This window comes from Bacillus sp. FSL P4-0248 (assembly GCF_038593305.1).
Lineage (GTDB): Bacteria > Bacillota > Bacilli > Bacillales > Bacillaceae > Bacillus > Bacillus safensis.
This window is the reverse complement of sequence record NZ_CP151983.1, coordinates 574105-596480: the sequence shown is the minus strand read 5'-3', so window position 1 is coordinate 596480 and position 22376 is coordinate 574105. Positions and strand designations below refer to the sequence as shown.

The window sequence follows — 22376 nt, the reverse complement described above, 5'->3', positions numbered from 1 at the left end:
TCGTCAGTCCTCCTGCGTAACAGAGTAATGCTTTAAGAAATACACAAGAGACTGAAGTTCAACCGCCAAATCTATATGATGAATTCGAATGTGTTCCGGCACATTCAATCGAGCCGGCGTAAAGTTAAGGATTCCTTTGATGCCAAGGGCAATCAAACGATCTGTAATGGATTGAGCTGCTACGGCAGGTACTGTCAAAATCGCAACAGGGATATCTCCTACCTCTTGAACATGCTCTTCAAGCTTATCCAAATCATAGACAGGCACGCCGCCTATCTCACTTCCTATTTTACTCTCATTGACGTCAAAAGCCATTGAAATTTTTGTATTATTATTTTTTATGAAATTATAGTGTAAAAAAGCAGTCCCTAAATTCCCGACACCGATGAGCATGACATTGGTCATTTCATCTTGGTCAAGGGTCTTTCTGAAGAAGGTCAAGAGATAATCGACATTATAGCCATACCCTTTCTTCCCAAGTGCACCAAAGTACGAAAAATCTCGGCGAATGGTGGCAGAATCCACTTTGACTGCATCACTAAGCTCTGCCGATGACACCCTTTGTTTTCCTGATGCATGCAGATTTTTTAAAAAACGGTAGTATAGCGGCAAACGTTTGGCTGTCGCTTGTGGAATTTTTGACTGATCTATATTCATATAAGGTCCTCCAACTTAAATATCAGATGCTCTGTGAAAATCACCGTTTTTCCCGCCTGTCTTTTCAATTAGATAGGTAGGACCGATGATCATGCCTTTATCAATCGCTTTGCACATGTCGTAAACGGTCAGTGCACATACTGAAGCAGAAGTGAGCGCTTCCATCTCCACACCCGTACTTCCTTTTGTTTTTACCTGTACTTGTATGTTCAGGATGTGCGCATTTCCGTCTTCCTCCCAATGAAAGGAGATATCCACGCCTTTTAGTGCAAGCGGATGACACATTGGAATGATGGTAGATGTTTGCTTTGCTGCCATGATGCCAGCAACCTGTGCAACAGACAGCACATCTCCTTTTCCAATTTCACGTTGCTCTATTTTATGAAACACTTCTTTTATCATACGAACACTTGAAACAGCAACGGCGGTTCTCACTGTAGACGATTTGTCACTAATGTCGACCATCTTTGCTCTTCCCTGTTCGTTAAAGTGGCTAAATTGACTCATCTTTCAACGCTCCCTCACTCAAATGATACACTATTTTTTCCTATCTGTCTTTCATTTGAATATGGCGATTGTATGTAACATTTGCCGGTTTACTGCTGATAAGCTACACTTAACATATTATAGCAGAGGTGAAGTTACATGATGATTCTACAAGTGAATCAGCTGTCCAAATCGTTTGGCGCTGATACCGTTTTAACGAATATAAAATTGGAAGTCAAAGCAAGGGATCGCATTGCCATTGTAGGTCGTAACGGCGCAGGCAAATCCACGCTTTTAAAAATCATTGCCGGTCAAATGTCTTACGAGCAAGGTGAGATCATCAAACCAAAAGACCTATCGATCGGCTATTTAGCACAGCATACCGATGTAACGTCTACACGTACGTTAAAAGACGAATTATTATCGGTTTTTGATCATTTAAAAGAGATGGAACAAGAAATGAGAACCATTGAGGAGAAAATGGCTTCTTCCACAGGTTCTGAGCTGGATGCCCTTATGAAAACCTATGACAGGCTGCAGCAGGAATTTAAAGATCAAGGCGGCTATCAATATGAAGCAGATGTCCGCTCCATTCTTCATGGACTCGGCTTTAGTCATTTCGAAGATGAGACAACCGTCCAATCCTTAAGCGGCGGCCAGAAAACCCGTCTAGCGCTTGGAAAGCTCTTATTAATGAAACCAGAACTCTTAATTCTGGATGAGCCGACCAACCATTTAGATATTGATACCTTATCATGGCTGGAGCAGTATTTGCAAAATTATACAGGTGCCATTCTCATCGTGTCCCATGACCGCTATTTCTTAGACAAAGTCGTAAACCACGTCTATGAAGTCTCAAGAACTTCGATGAAAAAGTTTGCAGGAAACTATAGTAAGTATCTTGAGCTGAAAGCAGAGCAGCTAGAGCGTGATATGAAACTCTACGAAAAGCAGCAAGAAGAGATCTCAAAGCTTCAGGATTTCGTGGATCGCAACCTGGCAAGAGCCTCGACCACAAAGCGCGCTCAAAGCAGACGCAAGCAGCTCGAACGGATGGATCGTTTAGATAAGCCTTTAGGAGACGAAAAATCCGCAAACTTTCATTTTGATATTACGAGACAAAGCGGCAATGATGTGCTGAAGGTGCATGATCTCGATATTCGTTATGATGAAAAAACACCGCTCCTATCCTCTCTTTCTTTTCAGATTAAACGAGAGGATAGTGTGGCACTCATTGGTCCTAACGGGATCGGGAAATCAACCCTTTTAAAAACGTTAACAAACACATTAACACCAGTAAAAGGCGAGATCACTTTTGGATCTCATGTCACGATCGGCTACTATGACCAAGAGCAAGCCAAACTGACATCCTCGAAAAAAGTGCTCAATGAGCTTTGGGATGATTATCCTCATATGAATGAAAAAGAAATTCGGACATGTTTAGGAAACTTCCTATTTTCCGGTGATGACGTTTTAAAGCCTGTCCATGCATTAAGCGGTGGAGAAAAAGCACGCCTTGCACTAGCAAAGCTGATGCTCCAAAAAGCCAACTTTCTTATTCTCGATGAGCCTACAAACCATCTGGACTTAGATAGTAAGGAAATTTTAGAGAATGCACTAATTGATTATCCAGGAACCATCTTATTTGTCTCGCATGATCGTTATTTTATCAATCGTCTCGCCACGAAAGTATTTGAGCTTTCGCCTACAGAAACAAGAGAATATCTCGGTGATTATGATTACTATCTTGAAAAGAAAAATGAACAACTAGAGCTGGAGGCACTTCAAGAAAATGAACCGCTTAAAATACAAGCTGCACAGCAAGCAGAAAAGGCAAAGCTTTCTTATGCGGAAGAAAAAGAGCTGAAAAAGAAAGAAAGACAAAAGCAGCGCAGAATCGAAGAAATTGAAGAACGTATTGCTGTCATTGAAGAAAAGCTCAGTGAAAATGAAAAGCTTCTATGTGATCCTGAAATTTTTCAAGATCACGAAAAGGTCCAAGACATTCAGACAGAAAATGATACGCTCAATCAAGAGCTGGAATCACTTTTTGCGGAGTGGGAAGAGCTGTCAGAAGCTTAAAGAGTGCCCTAAGGGTACTCTTTTTTCTTTCAATGAAAATTTATTATCCACAACGATACCCACAATAACTTCTTGATTATTCTTAAATACTTTGGACTTATCCACTTTATCCACAGAGTTTTAATCACATATCCACAAAAAAGATCATATTTATACACACCCTCTTCATTTTAAAACAAAATTTTCTAACAATTGTGGATATATAACGTTTACATGTGAATAAATCGCTTTCATCGAAAAATAAAAAACCCCTGTAATCCACAGGAGTTTTCATTCATATGAGACTAGTGATAACCCTGGCTGGCCATTCATCGTCATATCGCCTCTGATTCCTTTTTCAAATGCAACGGTTCCAGCAGCAGCGATCATGGCTGCATTGTCTGTACAAAGAGATAATGGCGGAATAATGACCTTCACGTCTGGCAGCTTCGTAAATGCTGAGGTTAAAGCTTCTCTTAGTCCTTTATTGGCAGCGACTCCTCCAGCTAGAACAACTTGCTTCACACCATAGGCTTCTGCTGCTTTCAATGTTTTCCCAACAAGCACCTCAATGACGCTTGCTTGAAAACTTGCGGCCAAATTCTCTGGGGCAATCGTTTCACCCTTTTGTGACGCATTGTGTAAGGTGTTGATCACAGCTGATTTTAAACCACTGAAGCTAAAGTGATAGGATCCTTCTTCAAGCCATGCACGAGGAAGCTTAATTGTCGGCTCCCCTTCATGCGCTAACCGATCAATGTGAGGTCCGCCTGGATACGGGAGACCCATCGTCCGGGCCACTTTATCGTACGCTTCTCCAGCTGCATCATCTAATGTTTCTCCGATGACCTCAAAAGATCCGTGCTCCTTCATTAAAACAAGCTCAGTATGTCCGCCAGAGACAACAAGAGCTAAACACGGAAACTCCAATTCATCAACAAGCTGGTTTGCATAAATATGCCCTGCAATATGATGAACACCTACAAGAGGAATTTGATGGGCAAAGCTCAGTGCCTTTGCTGCATTGACACCAATCAGCAAAGCACCCACGAGGCCAGGTCCTTCTGTGACAGCAATCGCATCTAAATCCTTAAAGCTCATACCCGCCTGTGCCATCACTTCTTCTAATACGATGGTGACTTGCTCCACGTGATGCCTTGAAGCAATTTCGGGTACAACTCCGCCAAATCGTTTATGACTGTCTATTTGCGAGGCGACCACATTCGCCACGATTTCCTTTCCATTTTTGACAATGGACGCAGCTGTTTCATCGCAGCTTGTTTCTATACCTAATATGAATCGATCTGTTTGTTCACTCATTTATATTCACCCACATGACTAATGCATCTTCTCCATTATCCGTATAATAATTCTTTCGAATAGAAGCTGGTCTGAAACCGAGCTTTTCATAGAGGGATTGTGCTGGTGTATTTGAAACCCGCACCTCTAAAGAAAGATGATCTGTCTTTTTTTCTTTGCAAAATTCCATGACATATCGAAGCAATGCTTCCCCGTAGCCTTTTCCTCTATGCTCAGGGAGAATCGCAATGTTCGTAATTTGTGCATCGTCCATGACAATCCAGACCCCGCAATACCCAACAGGCTGCTTATCTTCTTCAATGAGGAAATAATGGCTGTATTGGTTATGAAGAATCTCATAGACAAACGATTCCTTTTTCCAAGGCGCTGTAAACGAATGCACTTCAATCGTATACACCTCTGGAATATCCGCTACTGTCATTTGTCGTATCTCTGCTATGTGAAGATTATTTTTGTCCTTCAAGCCATTTCACTTCCGCTTCTGCCAAACGAATATAGTTAGGAACAAGCTGATGGACATCTTCAGCAGGACGATCTGCGCCTAAAAATGCAAGCACTGAAGGTCTTGGGTTATGAAATGTCCCCTCTGCCAGTACAGCCGTTTCTCCTAAAATGGAGCGAATGCTCTCTTCATGAAGATGCACATCTTGTCCAAGAAATAGAACAGGCTTTCCTGTCTGCTTCAGTTCATGAAGCCAATCCGTGAGCAGGATATTTTGATCTGGTTCTACCTCTTTGATCTTACCCTTTTCAAACATATATAGTCCGGTATAAACTTGGCCTCTTCTCGCATCAAATAAAGGTGAGATATATCCATCAAAATATTGGCCATTTGCTGCAAGTGTTTCTAAACTCGAAACAGCTGATATCGGGATAGACAGCGTCCACGCAAGTGTTTTTGCGATGGTAACACCGATTCTGACGCCAGTGTAAGAACCAGGTCCTTTTGCTACAACGATTTTGCTTAGTTCGCTTGGTGATACACCACATTCTTTCATCAATGCTTCAACAGTAGGCATCGCTCGGACGGAATGGTTCTTTTTTATATACGTAATGCTCTCCCCAATCACAGTGAAGTCTCTTACAAGAGCAATTCCTAGTGTATGGTTTGATGTATCAATGGCCAGTATGGTCAAATTTTTTCATCTCCTTACAAAGGGTCTCATAACGCTCCCCTTTTGCATCAAACGTGAGATGCCGTTCTTCTTCACGTTCTGTTCTCAGCATTTCAATTTTTAAATAGGAAGAAGGCAATTGAGGTTCAATAAGATGTGCCCATTCAACCAAGCATACACCTTCACCCTCAAAATATTCTTCGAGGCCGATCTCTTCTTCTGCATCTTCCATGCGGTACACGTCCATATGATATAGTGGCAGTCTGCCATCGGTATATTCTTTAATAATTGTAAAGGTGGGGCTGTTGACGATACGGGTAATTCCTAAGCCTTCCGCAAAACCTTTTGAAAAAGTGGTTTTACCTGCACCTAAATCTCCTTCTAATGTCAATACATCGCCTGGCATCACAAGTTTGGCCAATGCAGCGGCAATTCGTTTCGTCTCATCCGCACCTTTTGTCGTCCATGTTAATTTCACCGTTGATGTCACCTCATTTCTTAAAATGATTATATCCTTTTTTCATTAACATTGTTTGTTGATCATTGTCTTTTAACATAACACTGGCTGCTTGATCATCTTTGACTTGTCCAATACGTGTGATCTGAATGCCTTCTTTTTGACATTGCGATCCAAAGCTTTCCCAATCACATTCTGGTATCGTACCAGTTAAAACAAAATCTTCTCCCCCAAACAACACCCATTCAAGCCAGTCTTTGCGCAGCACCTGTAAATCTGGATGAATTGGAAGCTTATCAGCTTCTATCTCGATCATCACACAGCTCGCTTCGGCTATCTCATTCAACTCACTCGCTAATCCATCACTCACATCATTCAAGGTAACCCGCGGGAAACTTGAACAAATGTGTCCAGCAGCAATATGAGGCTGAGGCATTTTATGACGCTTAAGAAAAAAATCAGCATCGACCGCCTTAGAAGGGGCTGCTTCGTTCATTAAGATTGATAACCCAGCAGCTGATGAACCAAGTTCACCTGTGACAAAGACAATGTCTCCAGTCTGAGCACTGTGGCGATAACAAGCTTTTCCCTTTGAAACCTCACCAATGACCGTCACGGTAATGACAAAGTCACTGCGGGTGGCCACTGTATCTCCACCAATCAAATCCATATGATAAGAGTCAGCCAACGCTTTCATTCCCTCGTAAAGCTCCGTAACAATTGTCTCATCACCATGAGGAGGGATCGCAATTGAAACAAGATAATATTTTGGGGTCCCTCCCATTGCAGCGATGTCACTGACATTGACTGCCAGTGCTTTAAAGCCAACTTCAAATGGTGTTGAAAAGTCAAAACGAAAATGAACATGCTCCACCATTGTATCAACACAAACGACCTCTTCACAATGTGAATGAGGTTGATAAACACTTGCATCATCACCGATGCCCATGATCAAAGAGCGCTGATATGTATCTTTTGGTGTGATTCGGCGAATAAGATCAAATTCATCCATAAAAAGACAGCCCCTTCTTGCAATCAATTGGTTAAGTAGACATGAGGTCAAACACATTTAGTATTAGTGTAGCGAATATAAGTCTCAGTTCCAACTAAAAATGATATAAAGAAAGCCTGGTGTGAAAAAACCAGGCTGAGTTGAAATAATCTATCTTTTCTTCTTATATTGTAGCCAAACACATATCATTTCATTGCATCTTGGGTACTTCTAGAAAGAAAAAGACATAAAAAAAAACGAAACTATACGTTTTCGTTTACAAGTCATAAAAATGGCGGTCCGGACGGGACTCGAACCCGCGACCTCCTGCGTGACAGGCAGGCATTCTAACCAACTGAACTACCGGACCATTTTGGTTGCGGGGGCAGGATTTGAACCTGCGACCTTCGGGTTATGAGCCCGACGAGCTACCGAACTGCTCCACCCCGCGATGATATAAAGATAACAAGCTTGGCGGCGTCCTACTCTCACAGGGGGAAACCCCCAACTACCATCGGCGCTGAAGAGCTTAACTTCCGTGTTCGGTATGGGAACGGGTGTGACCTCTTCGCTATCGCCACCAAACCTGATGGAGAGAATGTTCTCTCAAAACTAGATAACAATGTTCAAACTTCACAATAGAATATAGGTTAAGTCCTCGATCTATTAGTATCTGTCAGCTCCACGTGTCACCACGCTTCCACCTCAGACCTATCAACCTGATCATCTTTCAGGGATCTTACTTCCTTGCGGAATGGGAAATCTCATCTTGAGGGGGGCTTCATGCTTAGATGCTTTCAGCACTTATCCCGTCCGCACATAGCTACCCAGCGATGCCCTTGGCAGAACAACTGGTACACCAGCGGTGCGTCCATCCCGGTCCTCTCGTACTAAGGACAGCTCCTCTCAAATTTCCTGCGCCCGCGACGGATAGGGACCGAACTGTCTCACGACGTTCTGAACCCAGCTCGCGTACCGCTTTAATGGGCGAACAGCCCAACCCTTGGGACCGACTACAGCCCCAGGATGCGATGAGCCGACATCGAGGTGCCAAACCTCCCCGTCGATGTGGACTCTTGGGGGAGATAAGCCTGTTATCCCCGGGGTAGCTTTTATCCGTTGAGCGATGGCCCTTCCATGCGGAACCACCGGATCACTAAGCCCGACTTTCGTCCCTGCTCGACTTGTAGGTCTCGCAGTCAAGCTCCCTTGTGCCTTTACACTCTGCGAATGATTTCCAACCATTCTGAGGGAACCTTTGGGCGCCTCCGTTACATTTTAGGAGGCGACCGCCCCAGTCAAACTGCCCACCTGACACTGTCTCCCTGCCCGATAAGGGCAGCGGGTTAGAAGGTCAATACAGCCAGGGTAGTATCCCACCGATGCCTCCACCGAAGCTAGCGCTCCGGTTTCCAAGGCTCCTACCTATCCTGTACAAGCTGTACCAACATTCAATATCAGGCTGCAGTAAAGCTCCACGGGGTCTTTCCGTCCTGTCGCGGGTAACCTGCATCTTCACAGGTACTATAATTTCACCGAGTCTCTCGTTGAGACAGTGCCCAGATCGTTGCGCCTTTCGTGCGGGTCGGAACTTACCCGACAAGGAATTTCGCTACCTTAGGACCGTTATAGTTACGGCCGCCGTTTACTGGGGCTTCAATTCGCACCTTCGCTTACGCTAAGCGCTCCTCTTAACCTTCCAGCACCGGGCAGGCGTCAGCCCCTATACTTCGCCTTACGGCTTCGCAGAGACCTGTGTTTTTGCTAAACAGTCGCCTGGGCCTATTCACTGCGGCTTCTCGGGGCTTTAACACCCTAAGAAGCACCCCTTCTCCCGAAGTTACGGGGTCATTTTGCCGAGTTCCTTAACGAGAGTTCTCTCGATCACCTTAGGATTCTCTCCTCGCCTACCTGTGTCGGTTTGCGGTACGGGCACCTCTCACCTCGCTAGAGGCTTTTCTTGGCAGTGTGGAATCAGGAACTTCGCTACTAAATTTCGCTCGCCATCACAGCTCAGCCTTTACGGGAAACGGATTTGCCTATTTCCCAGCCTAACTGCTTGGACGCGGATATCCAATACCGCGCTTACCCTATCCTCCTGCGTCCCCCCATTGCTCAAATGGTGAGGAGGTGGTACAGGAATATCAACCTGTTGTCCATCGCCTACGCCTTTCGGCCTCGGCTTAGGTCCCGACTAACCCTGAGCGGACGAGCCTTCCTCAGGAAACCTTAGGCATTCGGTGGACGGGATTCTCACCCGTCTTTCGCTACTCATACCGGCATTCTCACTTCTAAGCGCTCCACCAGTCCTTCCGGTCTGGCTTCACAGCCCTTAGAACGCTCTCCTACCACTGTTCGTAAGAACAGTCCGCAGCTTCGGTGATACGTTTAGCCCCGGTACATTTTCGGCGCAGAGTCACTCGACCAGTGAGCTATTACGCACTCTTTAAATGGTGGCTGCTTCTAAGCCAACATCCTGGTTGTCTAAGCAACTCCACATCCTTTTCCACTTAACGTATACTTTGGGACCTTAGCTGGCGGTCTGGGCTGTTTCCCTTTCGACTACGGATCTTATCACTCGCAGTCTGACTCCCAAGGATAAGTCATCGGCATTCGGAGTTTGACTGAATTCGGTAACCCGGTAGGGGCCCCTAGTCCAATCAGTGCTCTACCTCCGAGACTCTTACCTTGAGGCTAGCCCTAAAGCTATTTCGGAGAGAACCAGCTATCTCCAGGTTCGATTGGCATTTCACCCCTACCCACACCTCATCCCCGCACTTTTCAACGTGCGTGGGTTCGGGCCTCCATTCAGTGTTACCTGAACTTCACCCTGGACATGGGTAGATCACCTGGTTTCGGGTCTACGACCACGTACTCATGCGCCCTATTCAGACTCGCTTTCGCTGCGGCTCCGCATCTTCTGCTTAACCTTGCACGGGATCGTAACTCGCCGGTTCATTCTACAAAAGGCACGCCATCACCCGTTAACGGGCTCTGACTACTTGTAGGCACACGGTTTCAGGATCTATTTCACTCCCCTTCCGGGGTGCTTTTCACCTTTCCCTCACGGTACTGGTTCACTATCGGTCACTAGGGAGTATTTAGCCTTGGGAGATGGTCCTCCCGGATTCCGACGGAATTTCACGTGTTCCGCCGTACTCAGGATCCACTCTGGAGAGAATGACATTTCAGTTACAGGGCTGTTACCTTCTTTGGCGGGCCTTTCCAGACCTCTTCGCTTATATCATTCCTTTGTAACTCCGTATAGAGTGTCCTACAACCCCAAGAGGCAAGCCTCTTGGTTTGGGCTGTTCCCGTTTCGCTCGCCGCTACTCAGGGAATCGCATTTGCTTTCTCTTCCTCCGGGTACTTAGATGTTTCAGTTCCCCGGGTATGCCTTCTCATACTCTATGTATTCAAGTATGGATACTACTCCATTACGAGCAGTGGGTTTCCCCATTCGGAAATCTCCGGATCAAAGCTTGCTTACAGCTCCCCGAAGCATATCGGTGTTCGTCCCGTCCTTCATCGGCTCCTAGTGCCAAGGCATCCACCGTGCGCCCTTTCTAACTTAACCATTTCTTACTTTAGAAAGAATCACTATGTGTGATGAACTTTGCATTGCATTCAATGTGAATGTATTACTTATTGTTATCTAGTTTTCAAAGAACAATCCTGTCTCGCTAGAGACATGTTTTGAAGGAATGATCCTTCAAAACTAAACAAGACGAAAACGTACGCTGCTCCATATATCCTTAGAAAGGAGGTGATCCAGCCGCACCTTCCGATACGGCTACCTTGTTACGACTTCACCCCAATCATCTGCCCCACCTTCGGCGGCTGGCTCCATAAAGGTTACCTCACCGACTTCGGGTGTTGCAAACTCTCGTGGTGTGACGGGCGGTGTGTACAAGGCCCGGGAACGTATTCACCGCGGCATGCTGATCCGCGATTACTAGCGATTCCAGCTTCACGCAGTCGAGTTGCAGACTGCGATCCGAACTGAGAACAGATTTATGGGATTGGCTAAACCTTGCGGTCTTGCAGCCCTTTGTTCTGTCCATTGTAGCACGTGTGTAGCCCAGGTCATAAGGGGCATGATGATTTGACGTCATCCCCACCTTCCTCCGGTTTGTCACCGGCAGTCACCTTAGAGTGCCCAACTGAATGCTGGCAACTAAGATCAAGGGTTGCGCTCGTTGCGGGACTTAACCCAACATCTCACGACACGAGCTGACGACAACCATGCACCACCTGTCACTCTGTCCCCGAAGGGAAAGCCCTATCTCTAGGGTTGTCAGAGGATGTCAAGACCTGGTAAGGTTCTTCGCGTTGCTTCGAATTAAACCACATGCTCCACCGCTTGTGCGGGCCCCCGTCAATTCCTTTGAGTTTCAGTCTTGCGACCGTACTCCCCAGGCGGAGTGCTTAATGCGTTAGCTGCAGCACTAAGGGGCGGAAACCCCCTAACACTTAGCACTCATCGTTTACGGCGTGGACTACCAGGGTATCTAATCCTGTTCGCTCCCCACGCTTTCGCTCCTCAGCGTCAGTTACAGACCAGAGAGTCGCCTTCGCCACTGGTGTTCCTCCACATCTCTACGCATTTCACCGCTACACGTGGAATTCCACTCTCCTCTTCTGCACTCAAGTTTCCCAGTTTCCAATGACCCTCCCCGGTTGAGCCGGGGGCTTTCACATCAGACTTAAGAAACCGCCTGCGAGCCCTTTACGCCCAATAATTCCGGACAACGCTTGCCACCTACGTATTACCGCGGCTGCTGGCACGTAGTTAGCCGTGGCTTTCTGGTTAGGTACCGTCAAGGTGCGAGCAGTTACTCTCGCACTTGTTCTTCCCTAACAACAGAGCTTTACGATCCGAAAACCTTCATCACTCACGCGGCGTTGCTCCGTCAGACTTTCGTCCATTGCGGAAGATTCCCTACTGCTGCCTCCCGTAGGAGTCTGGGCCGTGTCTCAGTCCCAGTGTGGCCGATCACCCTCTCAGGTCGGCTACGCATCGTCGCCTTGGTGAGCCATTACCCCACCAACTAGCTAATGCGCCGCGGGTCCATCTGTAAGTGACAGCCGAAACCGTCTTTCATCCTTGAACCATGCGGTTCAAGGAACTATCCGGTATTAGCTCCGGTTTCCCGGAGTTATCCCAGTCTTACAGGCAGGTTACCCACGTGTTACTCACCCGTCCGCCGCTAACATCCGGGAGCAAGCTCCCTTCTGTCCGCTCGACTTGCATGTATTAGGCACGCCGCCAGCGTTCGTCCTGAGCCAGGATCAAACTCTCCGAAAAAGTACAAAACCGAAGTTTTGTTTTTCATCAGCGTTTGACTGACTACCTATGAAGTATCATAGGATTTTTTTATAAAAACTCGAATTAACAGGTACGTTTTGTCTTGTTTAGTTTTCAAAGATCATGTTCAAAAATGGAGCGGGTGATGAGAATCGAACTCACGACATCAGCTTGGAAGGCTGAGGTTTTACCACTAAACTACACCCGCGTGGTTTGTATTGGCGCGCCCGAGAGGAGTCGAACCCCTAACCTTTTGATCCGTAGTCAAACGCTCTATCCAATTGAGCTACGGGCGCTTAATCAGGCGACTTAATTATCTTAACATATCGTTTTTATTAAGTCAACATCTTTTTGAAATTTGTTTGCCGCATGTGTGTGAACGTCTGTGTTTCAAATACGTCATCAGCGACGAATAAAAATATACCATGAATCATATAAAAGGGTCAATACATTTTTCTAAAAAAGTTTCATGTTTTTTAAAATTGATTTTTTCTTAGATCAATAGACATGTAATAGCCCTATTTTCTTCTCTTTCTTCATAATTCCAATGATTCTTAAATAAAATCTTTCTAAATACAAAGGAGGACAAAACATGGCCACATAGAATTTTTATTTATTGGAAAATTCTTAATATTTTTCCAAGCATTTAAAGGAGGTAAGAGATGATGAAAAAGTTTATCGCTTTTCAAATCATGATCGCTTTGGTGATAGGAGCTCTTATCGGCCATTTCTTCCCTGACTTCGGAATGGCCCTCAGGCCAATTGGAGATGGATTCATCAGGCTGATTAAAATGATCGTTGTTCCAATCGTGTTCTCTACCATTGTTATTGGTGCAGCCGGCAGCGGCGGCATGAAGAAAATGGGCAGCCTTGGATTAAAGACGATCATTTGGTTTGAGGTCATCACAACCATTGTTCTTGGGATCGGGCTATTATTGGCAAATGGGCTAAAGCCTGGCGTTGGCCTCGATTTCTCTAAATTAGCTAAGAAAGATATTGGGGAATTAGATGGTTATACGGAGAAGGTCGTTGACTTTAAACAAATGGTATTAGATATCATTCCAACCAATATCGTCGATGTTATGGCTCAGAATGATTTACTTGCTGTCATTTTCTTCGCCATCTTATTTGGTGTAGCGGCAAGCGGAATCGGTAAAGCCTCTGCTCCTGTTCTCACCTTCTTTGAATCAGTGGCACAAATTATGTTTAAGCTCACACAGATGGTGATGGTGACAGCACCTATTGGGGTTCTTGCATTAATGGCTGCTTCTGTCGGCCAATATGGCATTGTTTTATTAATCCCAATGATGAAGCTTGTCGGAACAGTATTTTTAGGATTATTCATTATTCTCTTTGCTTTATTCCCTCTGGTCGCACTGATCTTCCGTTTTAACTACTTCGAAGTATTAAAAATGATTTGGGATTTGTTCCTTGTTGCCTTCTCTACTACGAGTACTGAAACTGTCCTTCCTCAATTGATGGAACGAATGGAGAAATACGGGTGTCCAAAAAGAATCGTTTCCTTTGTGATTCCATCTGGTCTTTCTCTCAATTGCGATGGATCAAGTTTATATTTATCGGTTGCCTGCGTATTTCTTGCACAAGCGTTTGGTGTCGACATGAGTCTGTCACAGCAGCTTTTAATGATGCTTGTTCTTGTGTTAACGAGTAAAGGTATTGCAGCTGTGCCATCCGGTTCACTCGTTGTTCTTTTGGCAACCGCTCATGCTGTCGGTCTTCCCGCAGAAGGCGTTGCCATCATAGCCGGTGTTGACCGAATTATGGATATGGCACGAACAGGCGTGAATGTTCCAGGGCATGCCGTTGCATGTATTGTTGTATCTAAATGGGAAAAAGTATTCCGTGAGTCGGCGTGGGAAGTTCCAAAAGCAGGTGAAGAAACAAAAGGGATGTAATGTGATATGAAGGAAAGGGTTCGCCCTTTCCTTTTTTATGCTAAAAATGTTTGCTTTAGTACGGCTTTTCCTTGAGGATGCAGCTGTACTTCTGCATATGCCCCATTAATCAGCGTCATTTGCGGCGGGACATGCCCACAATCTATGTCGTAAAAAATGGGGATTTGTAATTCCTTTTGTAATTCTTCATATACATCCTGATACTGATACCCTTCAACAGGCACATTTACTGCACTACGCCCAAACATCATACCTGAACAGTGATCAAACCAACCTGCTAGTTTTAATTGAACAAGCGATCTCTTCACGCTTGCAGCATTTAATTCGCAGTTTTCGAAATACCAGAGAATCGGTTCATCTTTTATGAATGTTTTCTGAAAAGTTTTGACGTCCCCATAAGGTGTCCCTGCTAAATGACGTATGACATCAATGCAGCCACCTAGCAGTCTGCCCTTTACCATCTTTTCTTGTTGATCAACCGTATGCCAAGCGGTAGGTTCTGTTAAATGAAAGACATGTTTACTCGGGTTGTCATGCTGCCATTCCTTTTGATACATAGATGAAGAAAACTGGGTTATCTCCGTCTCCCCTTTTGCGGAAAGTGTTCGCTCCCACATGGCAGTCGTTTGATCAAGCTCTTCTCCTCTTAGATCGACTAAGTTCGGTCCATGCGCTGTGGCAATGCCTGTTTTTAATGTGAGCGCCAGCAGGAGTGCACTCGTATCTGAGTAACCTAGAATCCACTTTTTTTGCATGGATGAGAAATCAAGGTGCTCTAACACTTCCATAAGCAGCTGTCCTCCCCATGGTGGGATGATGTGGTCAATCTCCTCACATGTCATCATGTACTGAAGTTCGTTTGCTCGTTCTATCGCAGGGGCAGATTTTGCCTTTTCCTGCTGCCAGACAGTCTCTCCACATATGACATCGTATCCTCTATGTTTCATTCGTTCACATGAAAGCTGAAACATGTCATGCAAAGATGGCTGTACACCTGAGGAAGGTGCTGTGACGCCAATTGTTTGTCCTTTTTGCAAATGCGGAAATTGTATCATTCTGCTTCCCCCCAACCTCTACTCTCTTCCCTGTCCATTTTAAAGAAAATGCCCCTTTTATAAGGGACATCTCTTCTTATTCCTTTTGACGCAGTACAGTATAGACTCCTGCAAAGATACATAGAATCCCAATGAATGAGCGTATCCCCATCTCTTCACCTAAAAGCAGCCAGCCGAGAGCTGCCCCTACGATCGGTTGAAAGAAAAAGAACAGACCGCCGCTCGAGGCATCCATCAATTGAAGCCCTCTATTCCACAAAAAGAATGCTAGAGCTGTTGAGATGATGCCTAGATAGAGAATGCCGCCCCAAATCTCTGGCCTTGCCATCTGCTCCACATCTAGATGAGGTAAGCGAAATAAAACAGCTGGTGTTAAGACAATGAATGCAATGATGATCGCATATGTGGTCGTCACAACTTGAGGGTATTTTCCTGGAACTCGTTTCAGCAAAACAGACATCAGTGCCCAAGTTAAAGCAGCGAAAACTAATGAAAGACCGCCAACAAATTCATCTGAGTGCACTGCGACTGGTCCAATCATGAGCCATACACCTGCTGTAGCAAGCAGGATGGATGCGCACTTTCGAACAGTCATGGCTTCTTTTAATAGAAAGAAAGCAAACAGCACCATAAAAGCAGGGGTCGCAGATGTGATCACAGCCCCCATTTGTGCCGACGTATACATGGTGCCAATTTCTTGGGTCACAATTGATAGGAAATTTCCGATCAATCCGATCATGACAACAAGCGGGATATCTTTTTTATCTAATCGAAAGGAATAGCCCAAGCGCCAAATGGTGCACACCAGCACGATTCCTGCTACAGCATATCTCATCCATACAAGCTCAAGCGGCGGAACCACCGCTACTGTTACTTTGACAACAACGTACATGCCGCCCCAAATACTTGCAGCGATTGCTAGGTAAAGGGCGCCTATATATTTTTCCTTCATCTTTTCCCCTCCGTTACTGGATATATTGATCGCCATATCCACAAACGGAGATCACTCTCCGTTATGGACGGAGGGTGTTTGGTACATCATGTTCAAATAAAGGCTTCCATAGCATTGTCGTCACCTCATTTATTTTTATTTTCAGACTACTTTATAACAAATTCTGGTTGACTTCAATCCTTTTTTGTCACCATTTTTCTTCATATAATAGAAGATAAACGGGTATTGACATGCTGAATTCGTTTTCATATAGTAAGTAAAACTATAGGTGGCCACGGAGAAAAGGAGTAGAGGACGTTGGATATTGAAGCGAGGAAACACATTCCCAGCACGGAACATGAACCGTTTCTTGAGGGAATAAAAGATTGTGTGCCAACCCTGCTCGGTTATATGAGTATTGGGTTTGCCTTCGGAATTGTTGGAATTAGCGCCCAGTTAAGTATATGGGACATTGCGCTTTTATCGATTTTTATTTACGCAGGTGCTTCACAGTTTATTATCTGTGCACTGCTTGTGACAGGGAGTCCCCTTTCTGCTATTATTTTCACCACATTTATTGTGAATCTGCGTCATTTATTGCTCAGCCTGACGCTTGCTCCTCATTTTACACGCTACTCTGTGAAACAAAATATTGGGTTCGGTCTTTTGCTGACTGATGAATCCTTCGGTGTAGCGATGAATAAATTAGCGCAGCAAGGAAAGCTGAATAACAGGTGGATGCACGGACTGAACATAACGGCGTATTTATGCTGGATTGCAGCCTGCATAATTGGCGGCATTTTTGGACACTGGATTTCAAATCCTGAAGCGCTTGGTCTTGATTTTGCTTTATCAGCGATGTTTGCCGCACTGCTAGTCCTTTCGTTACAGACAGTACCCAAAAATAAGTTAACTCATCGCCTGTCGCTTGTCTTGTATATGGTCGTTGCCATGTTTGTTCTGCTTCATTTTGTTCCATCACATGTGGCTGTTCTCATAGCTACTGTACTTGTCGCAACCATTGGGGTGGTGACAGATAAATGATCAGCAGCTTTATGTTATGGCTCATTGTTGGTTGTATGATCGTCACCGTCATTCCGAGAGTCGTACCCTTTATATTTGTACGGAGTATTCAGCTGCCTGAAGTGGTGCTGAAATGGTTATCGTTTATTCCTATTTGTATCTTTGCAGCTTTGATTGCAGAGCATCTCTTCATCCATACAACAACAGGCACAGGCGTCACTATCCACTGGATGTATCTGGCTGTCTTGACTCCTACTGTACTCATTGCTGTTTGGACAAAAAGCTTGTCACTTACTGTTCTTGTCGGCGTCATGCTGATGGGCACTGCTAGATGGTTTTTCTAAAAGAAAAAGCTTAACCACATGTGGTTAAGCTTTGTTTCATTTGACGATTCCGTATACAAATCCATCATAACCTTTTTCCCCAACAGTTTGAATCGCTGTTGCCTCTATTCTCGGCTCTTGTTTGAGTAAATCGAAAAATTCACGAGTTCCTTGTACTCGTTCATCCTCATCAGAGTCATGAAGGACTGCACCATTTCTGACGACATTGTCTGCAATAATGACTGTTCCCTTTTTCGAGAAATCTAACGCCCACTTCAGATATTTCGGATTGTTCGGTTTATCTGCATCAATGAAAATGAAATCGAATGGAAGCGCAGCCTTCTCTTTTAACTGAGATAACGTATCTAATGCCTTTCCTTCCAAAATGCTCACCCGTTCCGATAAGCCCGCTCTGCTGATGTTTTGCTGTGCGATCTGTACATGATGGCTGACAGCCTCTAACGTGATGAGTTCCCCATCCTCCTCAAGAGCACGTGCCAGCCAAATAGTACTGTATCCACCGAGTGTCCCGATTTCTAAAATGCGCTTTGCATTCTTCGTTTTTGCTAATAAATAAAGCATTTTCCCTTGGGCTGGTGACACATCAATTTCTGGCAGACCCGCTTGCTTATTATGAGTAAGGGCTTGCTCCAATACATCATCTTTAGGAATCAACTTGTCTGTGATATACTCGTCGACTTTCTCCCACACGTGCTCCATTTCATCCATCTCCCTTGATTATGTCTTCTCTCTCAAGTCTACATGATGATCGTGAGAGCGTATAATCAATTCTTTTCACATATCTATTCATTTTTTTGATGAAAGACATGTGATGAGAAATACATGAAGCAACCTACTAGTTTCGGTTCTACTCGTTCAGCTTATTTTTGACATCCCCTTTTTTATCTTGAAGCTTTCCTTTTGCTTGATCCTTTTTCCCTTCTGCTTTCAAGTTTTGATGATCGGCTGCTTCACCAAGCTTTTCTTTGACTTGACCTTTGACTTGATTTGTTTTTCCTTTCGCTTTATCCATATGTCCTTTTTCTTTACTCATTTTTTCCACCTCCACGTTTGATACTATTCATTTAGCCTTTTTGAAAGATACAAAACATCTGAGTGTGCGATGTACACGTTTCAGGTATGATAGACATACTGGAAAGAAGGGTGGGTGTTCTCATTAATGATCATCTCTAAAAAGATTTTCACAGTTCGTGGGTTGACCTATCATATTCGGTCCGCTTCAGCGGCTGATGCCAAGCAGTTATCAGCTCTCAGACTGAAAATCGATGGTGAAACAGAATATTTAGACCGTGAACCAGGCGAAGCCTTTCTTGATGAAAAAGCATTTGAGGCTTTGATTCAAGAGGATACTAAACAAAGCCGGCATTTATTTTTGGTCGCTGCTATTGAAGGAAAAATTGTCGGTTTTTCAAGATGCGAGGGCCATTTACTCAAGCGATCTGCTCACAAAGTGACATTTGGCGTCGCCATCCAGAAAGATGCTTGGGGCTATCACATCGGGAAAGAGCTTTTAGCCGCTTCGATCGACTGGGCAGATCAGCAGGGTATTCAGAAGATGTCACTTCAAGTGCTGGAAACGAACAAAAAAGCCATTCGGTTATATGAGAACCACGGCTTTTTGATTGAAGGCGTATTAAAAAACGATAAACGGCTGAATGACGGATTATATTATGATACTGTTGTGATGGGCAGACAGCGGCCAAGCTCCTGACTACTTACATCACATAGCCCCATATCATTGAAATCGCACTGTATATCAGAAGCAGCCCCATCACATACTGGAACGGTTTTTCGTAAGCAGTCAAAAAACGCTTATACAAAGAGCCAAATAAGCTCCAGCTGAATGTACCGAGAAAGCCAATGAGTGCGAGAATCAGCGTCCATATGACATACTGCATATTAGATTGTCCATATGGCAAAACAAATGTTGAAATCACAGTCAATCCATACAAGATCGCTTTTGGGTTGATAAATTGCAGCATCATACCAGGGATAAAATGATTGTAGCGATCAAGTGTTTCGTCATCCCCGCCTTTACTTTTCATGATTTTGACCGCTAAATAAATCATGTATGCAGCTCCGATGAACGCCATAACCCAGCCTATTTTCGGCATCACTTGATAAAGAATGATATTAAAGAAACAGCTCAAACACAAAATAACGAGAAATCCGATCCCCACACCTAAACAAAAGCGAAATGTTTGCTTGACCCCATATTTATTCGTAAAGACCATGGCCATGATGTTGTTGGGCCCTGGGGTAAAGCTGCTAACAAAAGCATAAATCAACATAGATACAATCAAAATGCCGCCTCCCTTATACGTTATATAGACTTTAATTACTTTATTGCGTATGTTGCGTTTTATTGTAACGTTCGGTCTTTATAAAGTAAATAGAGAAAGGAGTTTTTTCATGGAAGACGTACAATCGATTATTTCTAAAAATGTGAGGCTACTTAGAGATCAAAAAAAATTGAGCCTCGAAAAGATGGCAGAATTAACTGGTGTCAGCAAGACCATGATTGGACAAATTGAAAGAGGAGAATCAACCCCTACCATCACGACTTTGTGGAAAATCGCCAACGGATTAAAAGTATCTTTTAGTGAGCTCATTCACTCACCGCAGCCTGAAATCAAGGTAGTACGCAAGGAAGATGCACAGGTTTTAACTGAGGACGACGGCCGATATCGTGTGTACACGACTTTTCCTTTTGATGACCGGGGGAAATTTGAAATGTACCGAGTGGAAATTGATCGAGGCGGGTCACTTCGTGTGAGTGAACACATTGGGGGAACAGAGGAATTGATCACTGTTTTTGAGGGAGTCCTTGATTTATCCATTGGTGATGAACAATACACCTTAAAAGCCGGAGACTCTATTCGTTTTAAAGCGGACCGGACGCACACGTATCAACAAACCGGGGAACAAATGGTCCGAATGCAAATGATTCTTTATTATCCTCATGAAAAAAGCTGACAGGCTTGTCCACCTGTCAGCTTTGCGTTTTATTTAATTAAATCCCGGATCGCGTACCACTGTTCCAGTAAATGTGACACTATATTTTCCTAATCCTAATTCTTTAATAGAGGTTTGTTTTAAAATCCCCACCCAGCCATCCTCTGCATATACAATACTTTCTGGGATGTTTGATGTCGTATATGTTCTTGTTACTGAAACAGTTCGACTGGCCTGAGCCGTTATTTCACTGTTTGTTCGCTCCTTTGCTTCCACTGGAGCAGTTGTGACTCCAGCACCCGTTAAGACAATTGCTCCAACCAAAACAGAAGACATGACCTTTTTCATAAAAAAATCCCTCCCTTTTTTGTTGAACGTATAAACTATACCATAATTTAGAACTTTTGTAAGTTTATTTTTTCATTCTTTTGAAAATTATGATATCATTGTCTTATGCTGGATAGAGCGTGTTACATACTTCTATGCTTTTATCCTCATCTCAATCTAGTGAAACAATTGTGAACGGAGGTGATTTCATGAAAAAATGGCTCATCTGTTTTCAACTTGTTTTCCTCTTCACTTTGACGACCACACCATTTGCTTCTGCCGCCTCATGTCCTACAGTGAAACCATGTGTCATTGATCCTTAAGCATAAGAAAAAGCCGATCAAGCCTATTCTCTTGATCGGCCTTTTTATTTATTTTTGCTCTGCTTCCCAGCGGGCAACCTCTTCTCTTACTTTAGGAGCCACTTCTTTTCCAAATAGCTCAATGGCTTTTAGCACTTGATCATGCGGCATTGAACCAACCGGTACATGAAGCATAAAACGTGTGATGCCTACATTTTTTCTAAGGTGAATAACTTTCTCTGCCACGGTATCTGGATCTCCTACATACAGCGCGCCTTCTAAAGTTCTGGCTGCATCAAACGTAGAACGAGTATAAGGTCCCCAGCCTCGCTCTCTCGCTAATGTGTTCATCACATGCTGTGTAGATGGGAAGAATTGATCTGCTGCCAGGTCTGTTTCTGCCGCAACAAATCCATGAGAATGTGATGCTACAGTTAATTTCTCAGGGTCATGTCCAGCGTGCACTGCCGCTTGCTTGTACAGCTGAACGAGCGGTGCGAACTGTCTAGGACTTCCGCCAATGATTGCGAGTACAAGCGGTAACCCTAGTAATCCAGCACGTACAACAGATTCACGGTTACCTCCACTGCCTATCCAGATTGGAAGCGGATCTTGAACAGGTCTTGGATACACGCCAACATCCTGAATGGATGGGCGATGCTTTCCGCTCCATGTGACACGCTCTGACTGCTGTAATTTGAGCAGCAAATCAAGCTTTTCTTCAAATAATTCTTCATAGTCATCCAGGTCATAGCCAAAGAGCGGGAATGATTCAATAAATGAACCACGGCCTGCCATAATTTCTGCACGTCCGTTTGATAGTCCATCCAGCGTTGCAAAATCCTGAAATACACGAACAGGATCTGCTGATGAAAGAACTGTCACTGCACTTGTCAGACGAATATTTTTTGTTTGTGTGGCTGCAGCCGCTAAGACGACAGCTGGATTCGATGCGGCGAAATCCTCACGGTGATGCTCACCTACGCCAAATACATCGAGACCGACTTGATCTGCTAAAATAATTTCTTCTACTACTTCTCGAATACGCTGTGCGTGACTGACTGTTTTTCCTGTTTGAAAATCGGGTGTTGTTTCAACAAATGTACTAATTCCTAGTTCCATGATGGG

General features: G+C 44.4%; 20 protein-coding genes, 4 tRNA genes and 3 rRNA genes. 6 read left to right on the top strand and 21 right to left on the bottom strand.

Annotated features, from left to right (window positions below; all coding sequences use genetic code 11):
- Positions 1-3 precede the first annotated feature (3 nt).
- Positions 4-657: a redox-sensing transcriptional repressor Rex gene (locus tag NST65_RS02955; protein ID WP_008355687.1), complete on the bottom strand. Its 654-nt coding sequence runs from the start codon at positions 655-657 to the stop codon at positions 4-6.
- Between the two features lie 15 nt (positions 658-672).
- Entirely contained in the window at positions 673-1164 is a 492-nt protein-coding gene (gene moaC, locus NST65_RS02950) for a cyclic pyranopterin monophosphate synthase MoaC (RefSeq protein WP_024424463.1), read from the bottom strand.
- 138 nt (positions 1165-1302) lie between these two features.
- Here moaC and NST65_RS02945 point away from each other — a divergent pair, with 138 nt between their 5' ends.
- Positions 1303-3225 carry an ABC-F family ATP-binding cassette domain-containing protein gene (locus NST65_RS02945; RefSeq protein WP_034283021.1) on the top strand — a complete coding sequence of 641 codons (1923 nt, stop codon included), beginning with the start codon at positions 1303-1305 and terminating at the stop codon, positions 3223-3225.
- A gap of 270 nt (positions 3226-3495) precedes the next feature.
- On the opposite strand, the gene tsaD is transcribed toward NST65_RS02945, so the two are convergent.
- From tsaD to NST65_RS02885, 12 genes are all read right to left on the bottom strand, one after another.
- Entirely contained in the window at positions 3496-4524 is a 1029-nt protein-coding gene (gene tsaD / locus NST65_RS02940) for a tRNA (adenosine(37)-N6)-threonylcarbamoyltransferase complex transferase subunit TsaD (RefSeq protein ID WP_342489307.1), read from the bottom strand.
- Positions 4517-4945, bottom strand: coding sequence for a ribosomal protein S18-alanine N-acetyltransferase (rimI, locus tag NST65_RS02935; protein ID WP_024424460.1), 429 nt, complete (start codon positions 4943-4945; stop codon positions 4517-4519). The genes tsaD and rimI overlap by 8 nt, the downstream gene beginning before the upstream one ends.
- Before the next feature lie 25 nt (positions 4946-4970).
- Positions 4971-5660: a tRNA (adenosine(37)-N6)-threonylcarbamoyltransferase complex dimerization subunit type 1 TsaB gene (gene tsaB, locus NST65_RS02930; protein WP_212052882.1), complete on the bottom strand. Its 690-nt coding sequence runs from the start codon at positions 5658-5660 to the stop codon at positions 4971-4973.
- Positions 5641-6117 carry a tRNA (adenosine(37)-N6)-threonylcarbamoyltransferase complex ATPase subunit type 1 TsaE gene (gene tsaE, locus NST65_RS02925; RefSeq protein ID WP_034622161.1) on the bottom strand — a complete coding sequence of 159 codons (477 nt, stop codon included), beginning with the start codon at positions 6115-6117 and terminating at the stop codon, positions 5641-5643. Before tsaE ends, tsaB begins: the two co-directional genes overlap by 20 nt.
- Before the next feature lie 13 nt (positions 6118-6130).
- Complete coding sequence (gene thiL / locus NST65_RS02920; protein WP_342489306.1) at positions 6131-7108, bottom strand: thiamine-phosphate kinase; 978 nt, start codon at positions 7106-7108, stop codon at positions 6131-6133.
- 272 nt (positions 7109-7380) lie between these two features.
- A tRNA-Asp gene (locus NST65_RS02915) sits at positions 7381-7457 on the bottom strand.
- A gap of 4 nt (positions 7458-7461) precedes the next feature.
- Positions 7462-7538, bottom strand: a tRNA-Met gene (locus NST65_RS02910).
- 18 nt (positions 7539-7556) lie between these two features.
- A 5S ribosomal RNA gene (rrf, locus tag NST65_RS02905) occupies positions 7557-7672 on the bottom strand.
- A gap of 61 nt (positions 7673-7733) precedes the next feature.
- A 23S ribosomal RNA gene (locus NST65_RS02900) occupies positions 7734-10664 on the bottom strand.
- Positions 10665-10846: 182 nt separating this feature from the next.
- Positions 10847-12395: ribosomal RNA gene (locus tag NST65_RS02895) — 16S ribosomal RNA — on the bottom strand.
- The 16S, 23S and 5S rRNA genes sit together here with 4 tRNA genes alongside, the layout of an rRNA operon.
- Before the next feature lie 134 nt (positions 12396-12529).
- Positions 12530-12603 (bottom strand) — tRNA-Gly (locus NST65_RS02890).
- An 11-nt stretch (positions 12604-12614) separates the two neighbouring features.
- Positions 12615-12691: transfer RNA gene (locus NST65_RS02885), tRNA-Arg, on the bottom strand.
- A gap of 369 nt (positions 12692-13060) precedes the next feature.
- On the opposite strand from NST65_RS02885, the gene gltP reads away from it, so the two are divergent.
- The gene (gltP, locus tag NST65_RS02880) at positions 13061-14311 is read left to right on the top strand and encodes a glutamate-aspartate/proton symporter GltP (protein WP_024425437.1); all 1251 of its coding nucleotides are present in this window, start codon (positions 13061-13063) and stop codon (positions 14309-14311) included.
- A gap of 35 nt (positions 14312-14346) precedes the next feature.
- Here the strand turns inward: gltP and NST65_RS02875 are convergent, their stop codons facing one another.
- A complete protein-coding gene (locus tag NST65_RS02875; RefSeq protein WP_024427786.1) occupies positions 14347-15366 on the bottom strand; it encodes a S66 peptidase family protein in 1020 nt (339 codons plus the stop codon).
- A 76-nt stretch (positions 15367-15442) separates the two neighbouring features.
- The gene (locus NST65_RS02870) at positions 15443-16318 is read right to left on the bottom strand and encodes a DMT family transporter (RefSeq protein WP_024425435.1); all 876 of its coding nucleotides are present in this window, start codon (positions 16316-16318) and stop codon (positions 15443-15445) included.
- Positions 16319-16615: 297 nt separating this feature from the next.
- Between NST65_RS02870 and NST65_RS02865 the strand changes: the two genes are divergently transcribed.
- Together NST65_RS02865 and NST65_RS02860 are read left to right on the top strand one after the other, a co-directional pair.
- Positions 16616-17341 carry an AzlC family ABC transporter permease gene (locus tag NST65_RS02865; RefSeq protein WP_046314011.1) on the top strand — a complete coding sequence of 242 codons (726 nt, stop codon included), beginning with the start codon at positions 16616-16618 and terminating at the stop codon, positions 17339-17341.
- A complete protein-coding gene (locus NST65_RS02860) occupies positions 17338-17664 on the top strand; it encodes an AzlD domain-containing protein (protein ID WP_034284067.1) in 327 nt (108 codons plus the stop codon). The genes NST65_RS02865 and NST65_RS02860 overlap by 4 nt, the downstream gene beginning before the upstream one ends.
- Positions 17665-17700: 36 nt before the next feature.
- Here the strand turns inward: NST65_RS02860 and NST65_RS02855 are convergent, their stop codons facing one another.
- Both NST65_RS02855 and NST65_RS02850 read right to left on the bottom strand, forming a co-directional pair.
- Positions 17701-18363, bottom strand: coding sequence for an O-methyltransferase (locus NST65_RS02855; protein ID WP_111927684.1), 663 nt, complete (start codon positions 18361-18363; stop codon positions 17701-17703).
- A gap of 148 nt (positions 18364-18511) precedes the next feature.
- Positions 18512-18697, bottom strand: a complete 186-nt coding sequence (locus NST65_RS02850; protein WP_034284069.1) for a CsbD family protein — start codon at positions 18695-18697, stop codon at positions 18512-18514.
- Between the two features lie 126 nt (positions 18698-18823).
- On the opposite strand from NST65_RS02850, the gene NST65_RS02845 reads away from it, so the two are divergent.
- Positions 18824-19375, top strand: coding sequence for a GNAT family N-acetyltransferase (locus tag NST65_RS02845; protein WP_111927685.1), 552 nt, complete (start codon positions 18824-18826; stop codon positions 19373-19375).
- A gap of 4 nt (positions 19376-19379) precedes the next feature.
- On the opposite strand, the gene NST65_RS02840 is transcribed toward NST65_RS02845, so the two are convergent.
- On the bottom strand, positions 19380-19967 hold the full coding sequence (locus NST65_RS02840) for a LysE family transporter (RefSeq protein WP_075622433.1): 588 nt from the start codon (positions 19965-19967) through the stop codon (positions 19380-19382).
- 109 nt (positions 19968-20076) lie between these two features.
- Here NST65_RS02840 and NST65_RS02835 point away from each other — a divergent pair, with 109 nt between their 5' ends.
- On the top strand, positions 20077-20640 hold the full coding sequence (locus NST65_RS02835) for an XRE family transcriptional regulator (protein WP_342489305.1): 564 nt from the start codon (positions 20077-20079) through the stop codon (positions 20638-20640).
- A 33-nt stretch (positions 20641-20673) separates the two neighbouring features.
- On the opposite strand, the gene NST65_RS02830 is transcribed toward NST65_RS02835, so the two are convergent.
- Positions 20674-20967: a hypothetical protein gene (locus NST65_RS02830; RefSeq protein WP_041116804.1), complete on the bottom strand. Its 294-nt coding sequence runs from the start codon at positions 20965-20967 to the stop codon at positions 20674-20676.
- Positions 20968-21317: 350 nt separating this feature from the next.
- Positions 21318-22370, bottom strand: a complete 1053-nt coding sequence (locus NST65_RS02825) for an LLM class flavin-dependent oxidoreductase (RefSeq protein WP_024425426.1) — start codon at positions 22368-22370, stop codon at positions 21318-21320.
- Positions 22371-22376 lie beyond the last annotated feature (6 nt).

Coding starts and splice junctions, on each gene's coding strand:
- NST65_RS02955 (WP_008355687.1), bottom strand. CDS start 657: ATGAATATAGATCAGTCAAAAATTCCACAAGCGACAGCCAAACGTTTG.
- moaC (WP_024424463.1), bottom strand. CDS start 1,164: ATGAGTCAATTTAGCCACTTTAACGAACAGGGAAGAGCAAAGATGGTC.
- NST65_RS02945 (WP_034283021.1), top strand. CDS start 1,303: ATGATGATTCTACAAGTGAATCAGCTGTCCAAATCGTTTGGCGCTGAT.
- tsaD (WP_342489307.1), bottom strand. CDS start 4,524: ATGAGTGAACAAACAGATCGATTCATATTAGGTATAGAAACAAGCTGC.
- rimI (WP_024424460.1), bottom strand. CDS start 4,945: ATGACAGTAGCGGATATTCCAGAGGTGTATACGATTGAAGTGCATTCG.
- thiL (WP_342489306.1), bottom strand. CDS start 7,108: ATGGATGAATTTGATCTTATTCGCCGAATCACACCAAAAGATACATAT.
- gltP (WP_024425437.1), top strand. CDS start 13,061: ATGAAAAAGTTTATCGCTTTTCAAATCATGATCGCTTTGGTGATAGGA.
- NST65_RS02875 (WP_024427786.1), bottom strand. CDS start 15,366: ATGATACAATTTCCGCATTTGCAAAAAGGACAAACAATTGGCGTCACA.
- NST65_RS02870 (WP_024425435.1), bottom strand. CDS start 16,318: ATGAAGGAAAAATATATAGGCGCCCTTTACCTAGCAATCGCTGCAAGT.
- NST65_RS02860 (WP_034284067.1), top strand. CDS start 17,338: ATGATCAGCAGCTTTATGTTATGGCTCATTGTTGGTTGTATGATCGTC.
- NST65_RS02855 (WP_111927684.1), bottom strand. CDS start 18,363: ATGGAGCACGTGTGGGAGAAAGTCGACGAGTATATCACAGACAAGTTG.
- NST65_RS02850 (WP_034284069.1), bottom strand. CDS start 18,697: ATGAGTAAAGAAAAAGGACATATGGATAAAGCGAAAGGAAAAACAAAT.
- NST65_RS02845 (WP_111927685.1), top strand. CDS start 18,824: ATGATCATCTCTAAAAAGATTTTCACAGTTCGTGGGTTGACCTATCAT.
- NST65_RS02835 (WP_342489305.1), top strand. CDS start 20,077: ATGGAAGACGTACAATCGATTATTTCTAAAAATGTGAGGCTACTTAGA.
- NST65_RS02830 (WP_041116804.1), bottom strand. CDS start 20,967: ATGAAAAAGGTCATGTCTTCTGTTTTGGTTGGAGCAATTGTCTTAACG.
- NST65_RS02825 (WP_024425426.1), bottom strand. CDS start 22,370: ATGGAACTAGGAATTAGTACATTTGTTGAAACAACACCCGATTTTCAA.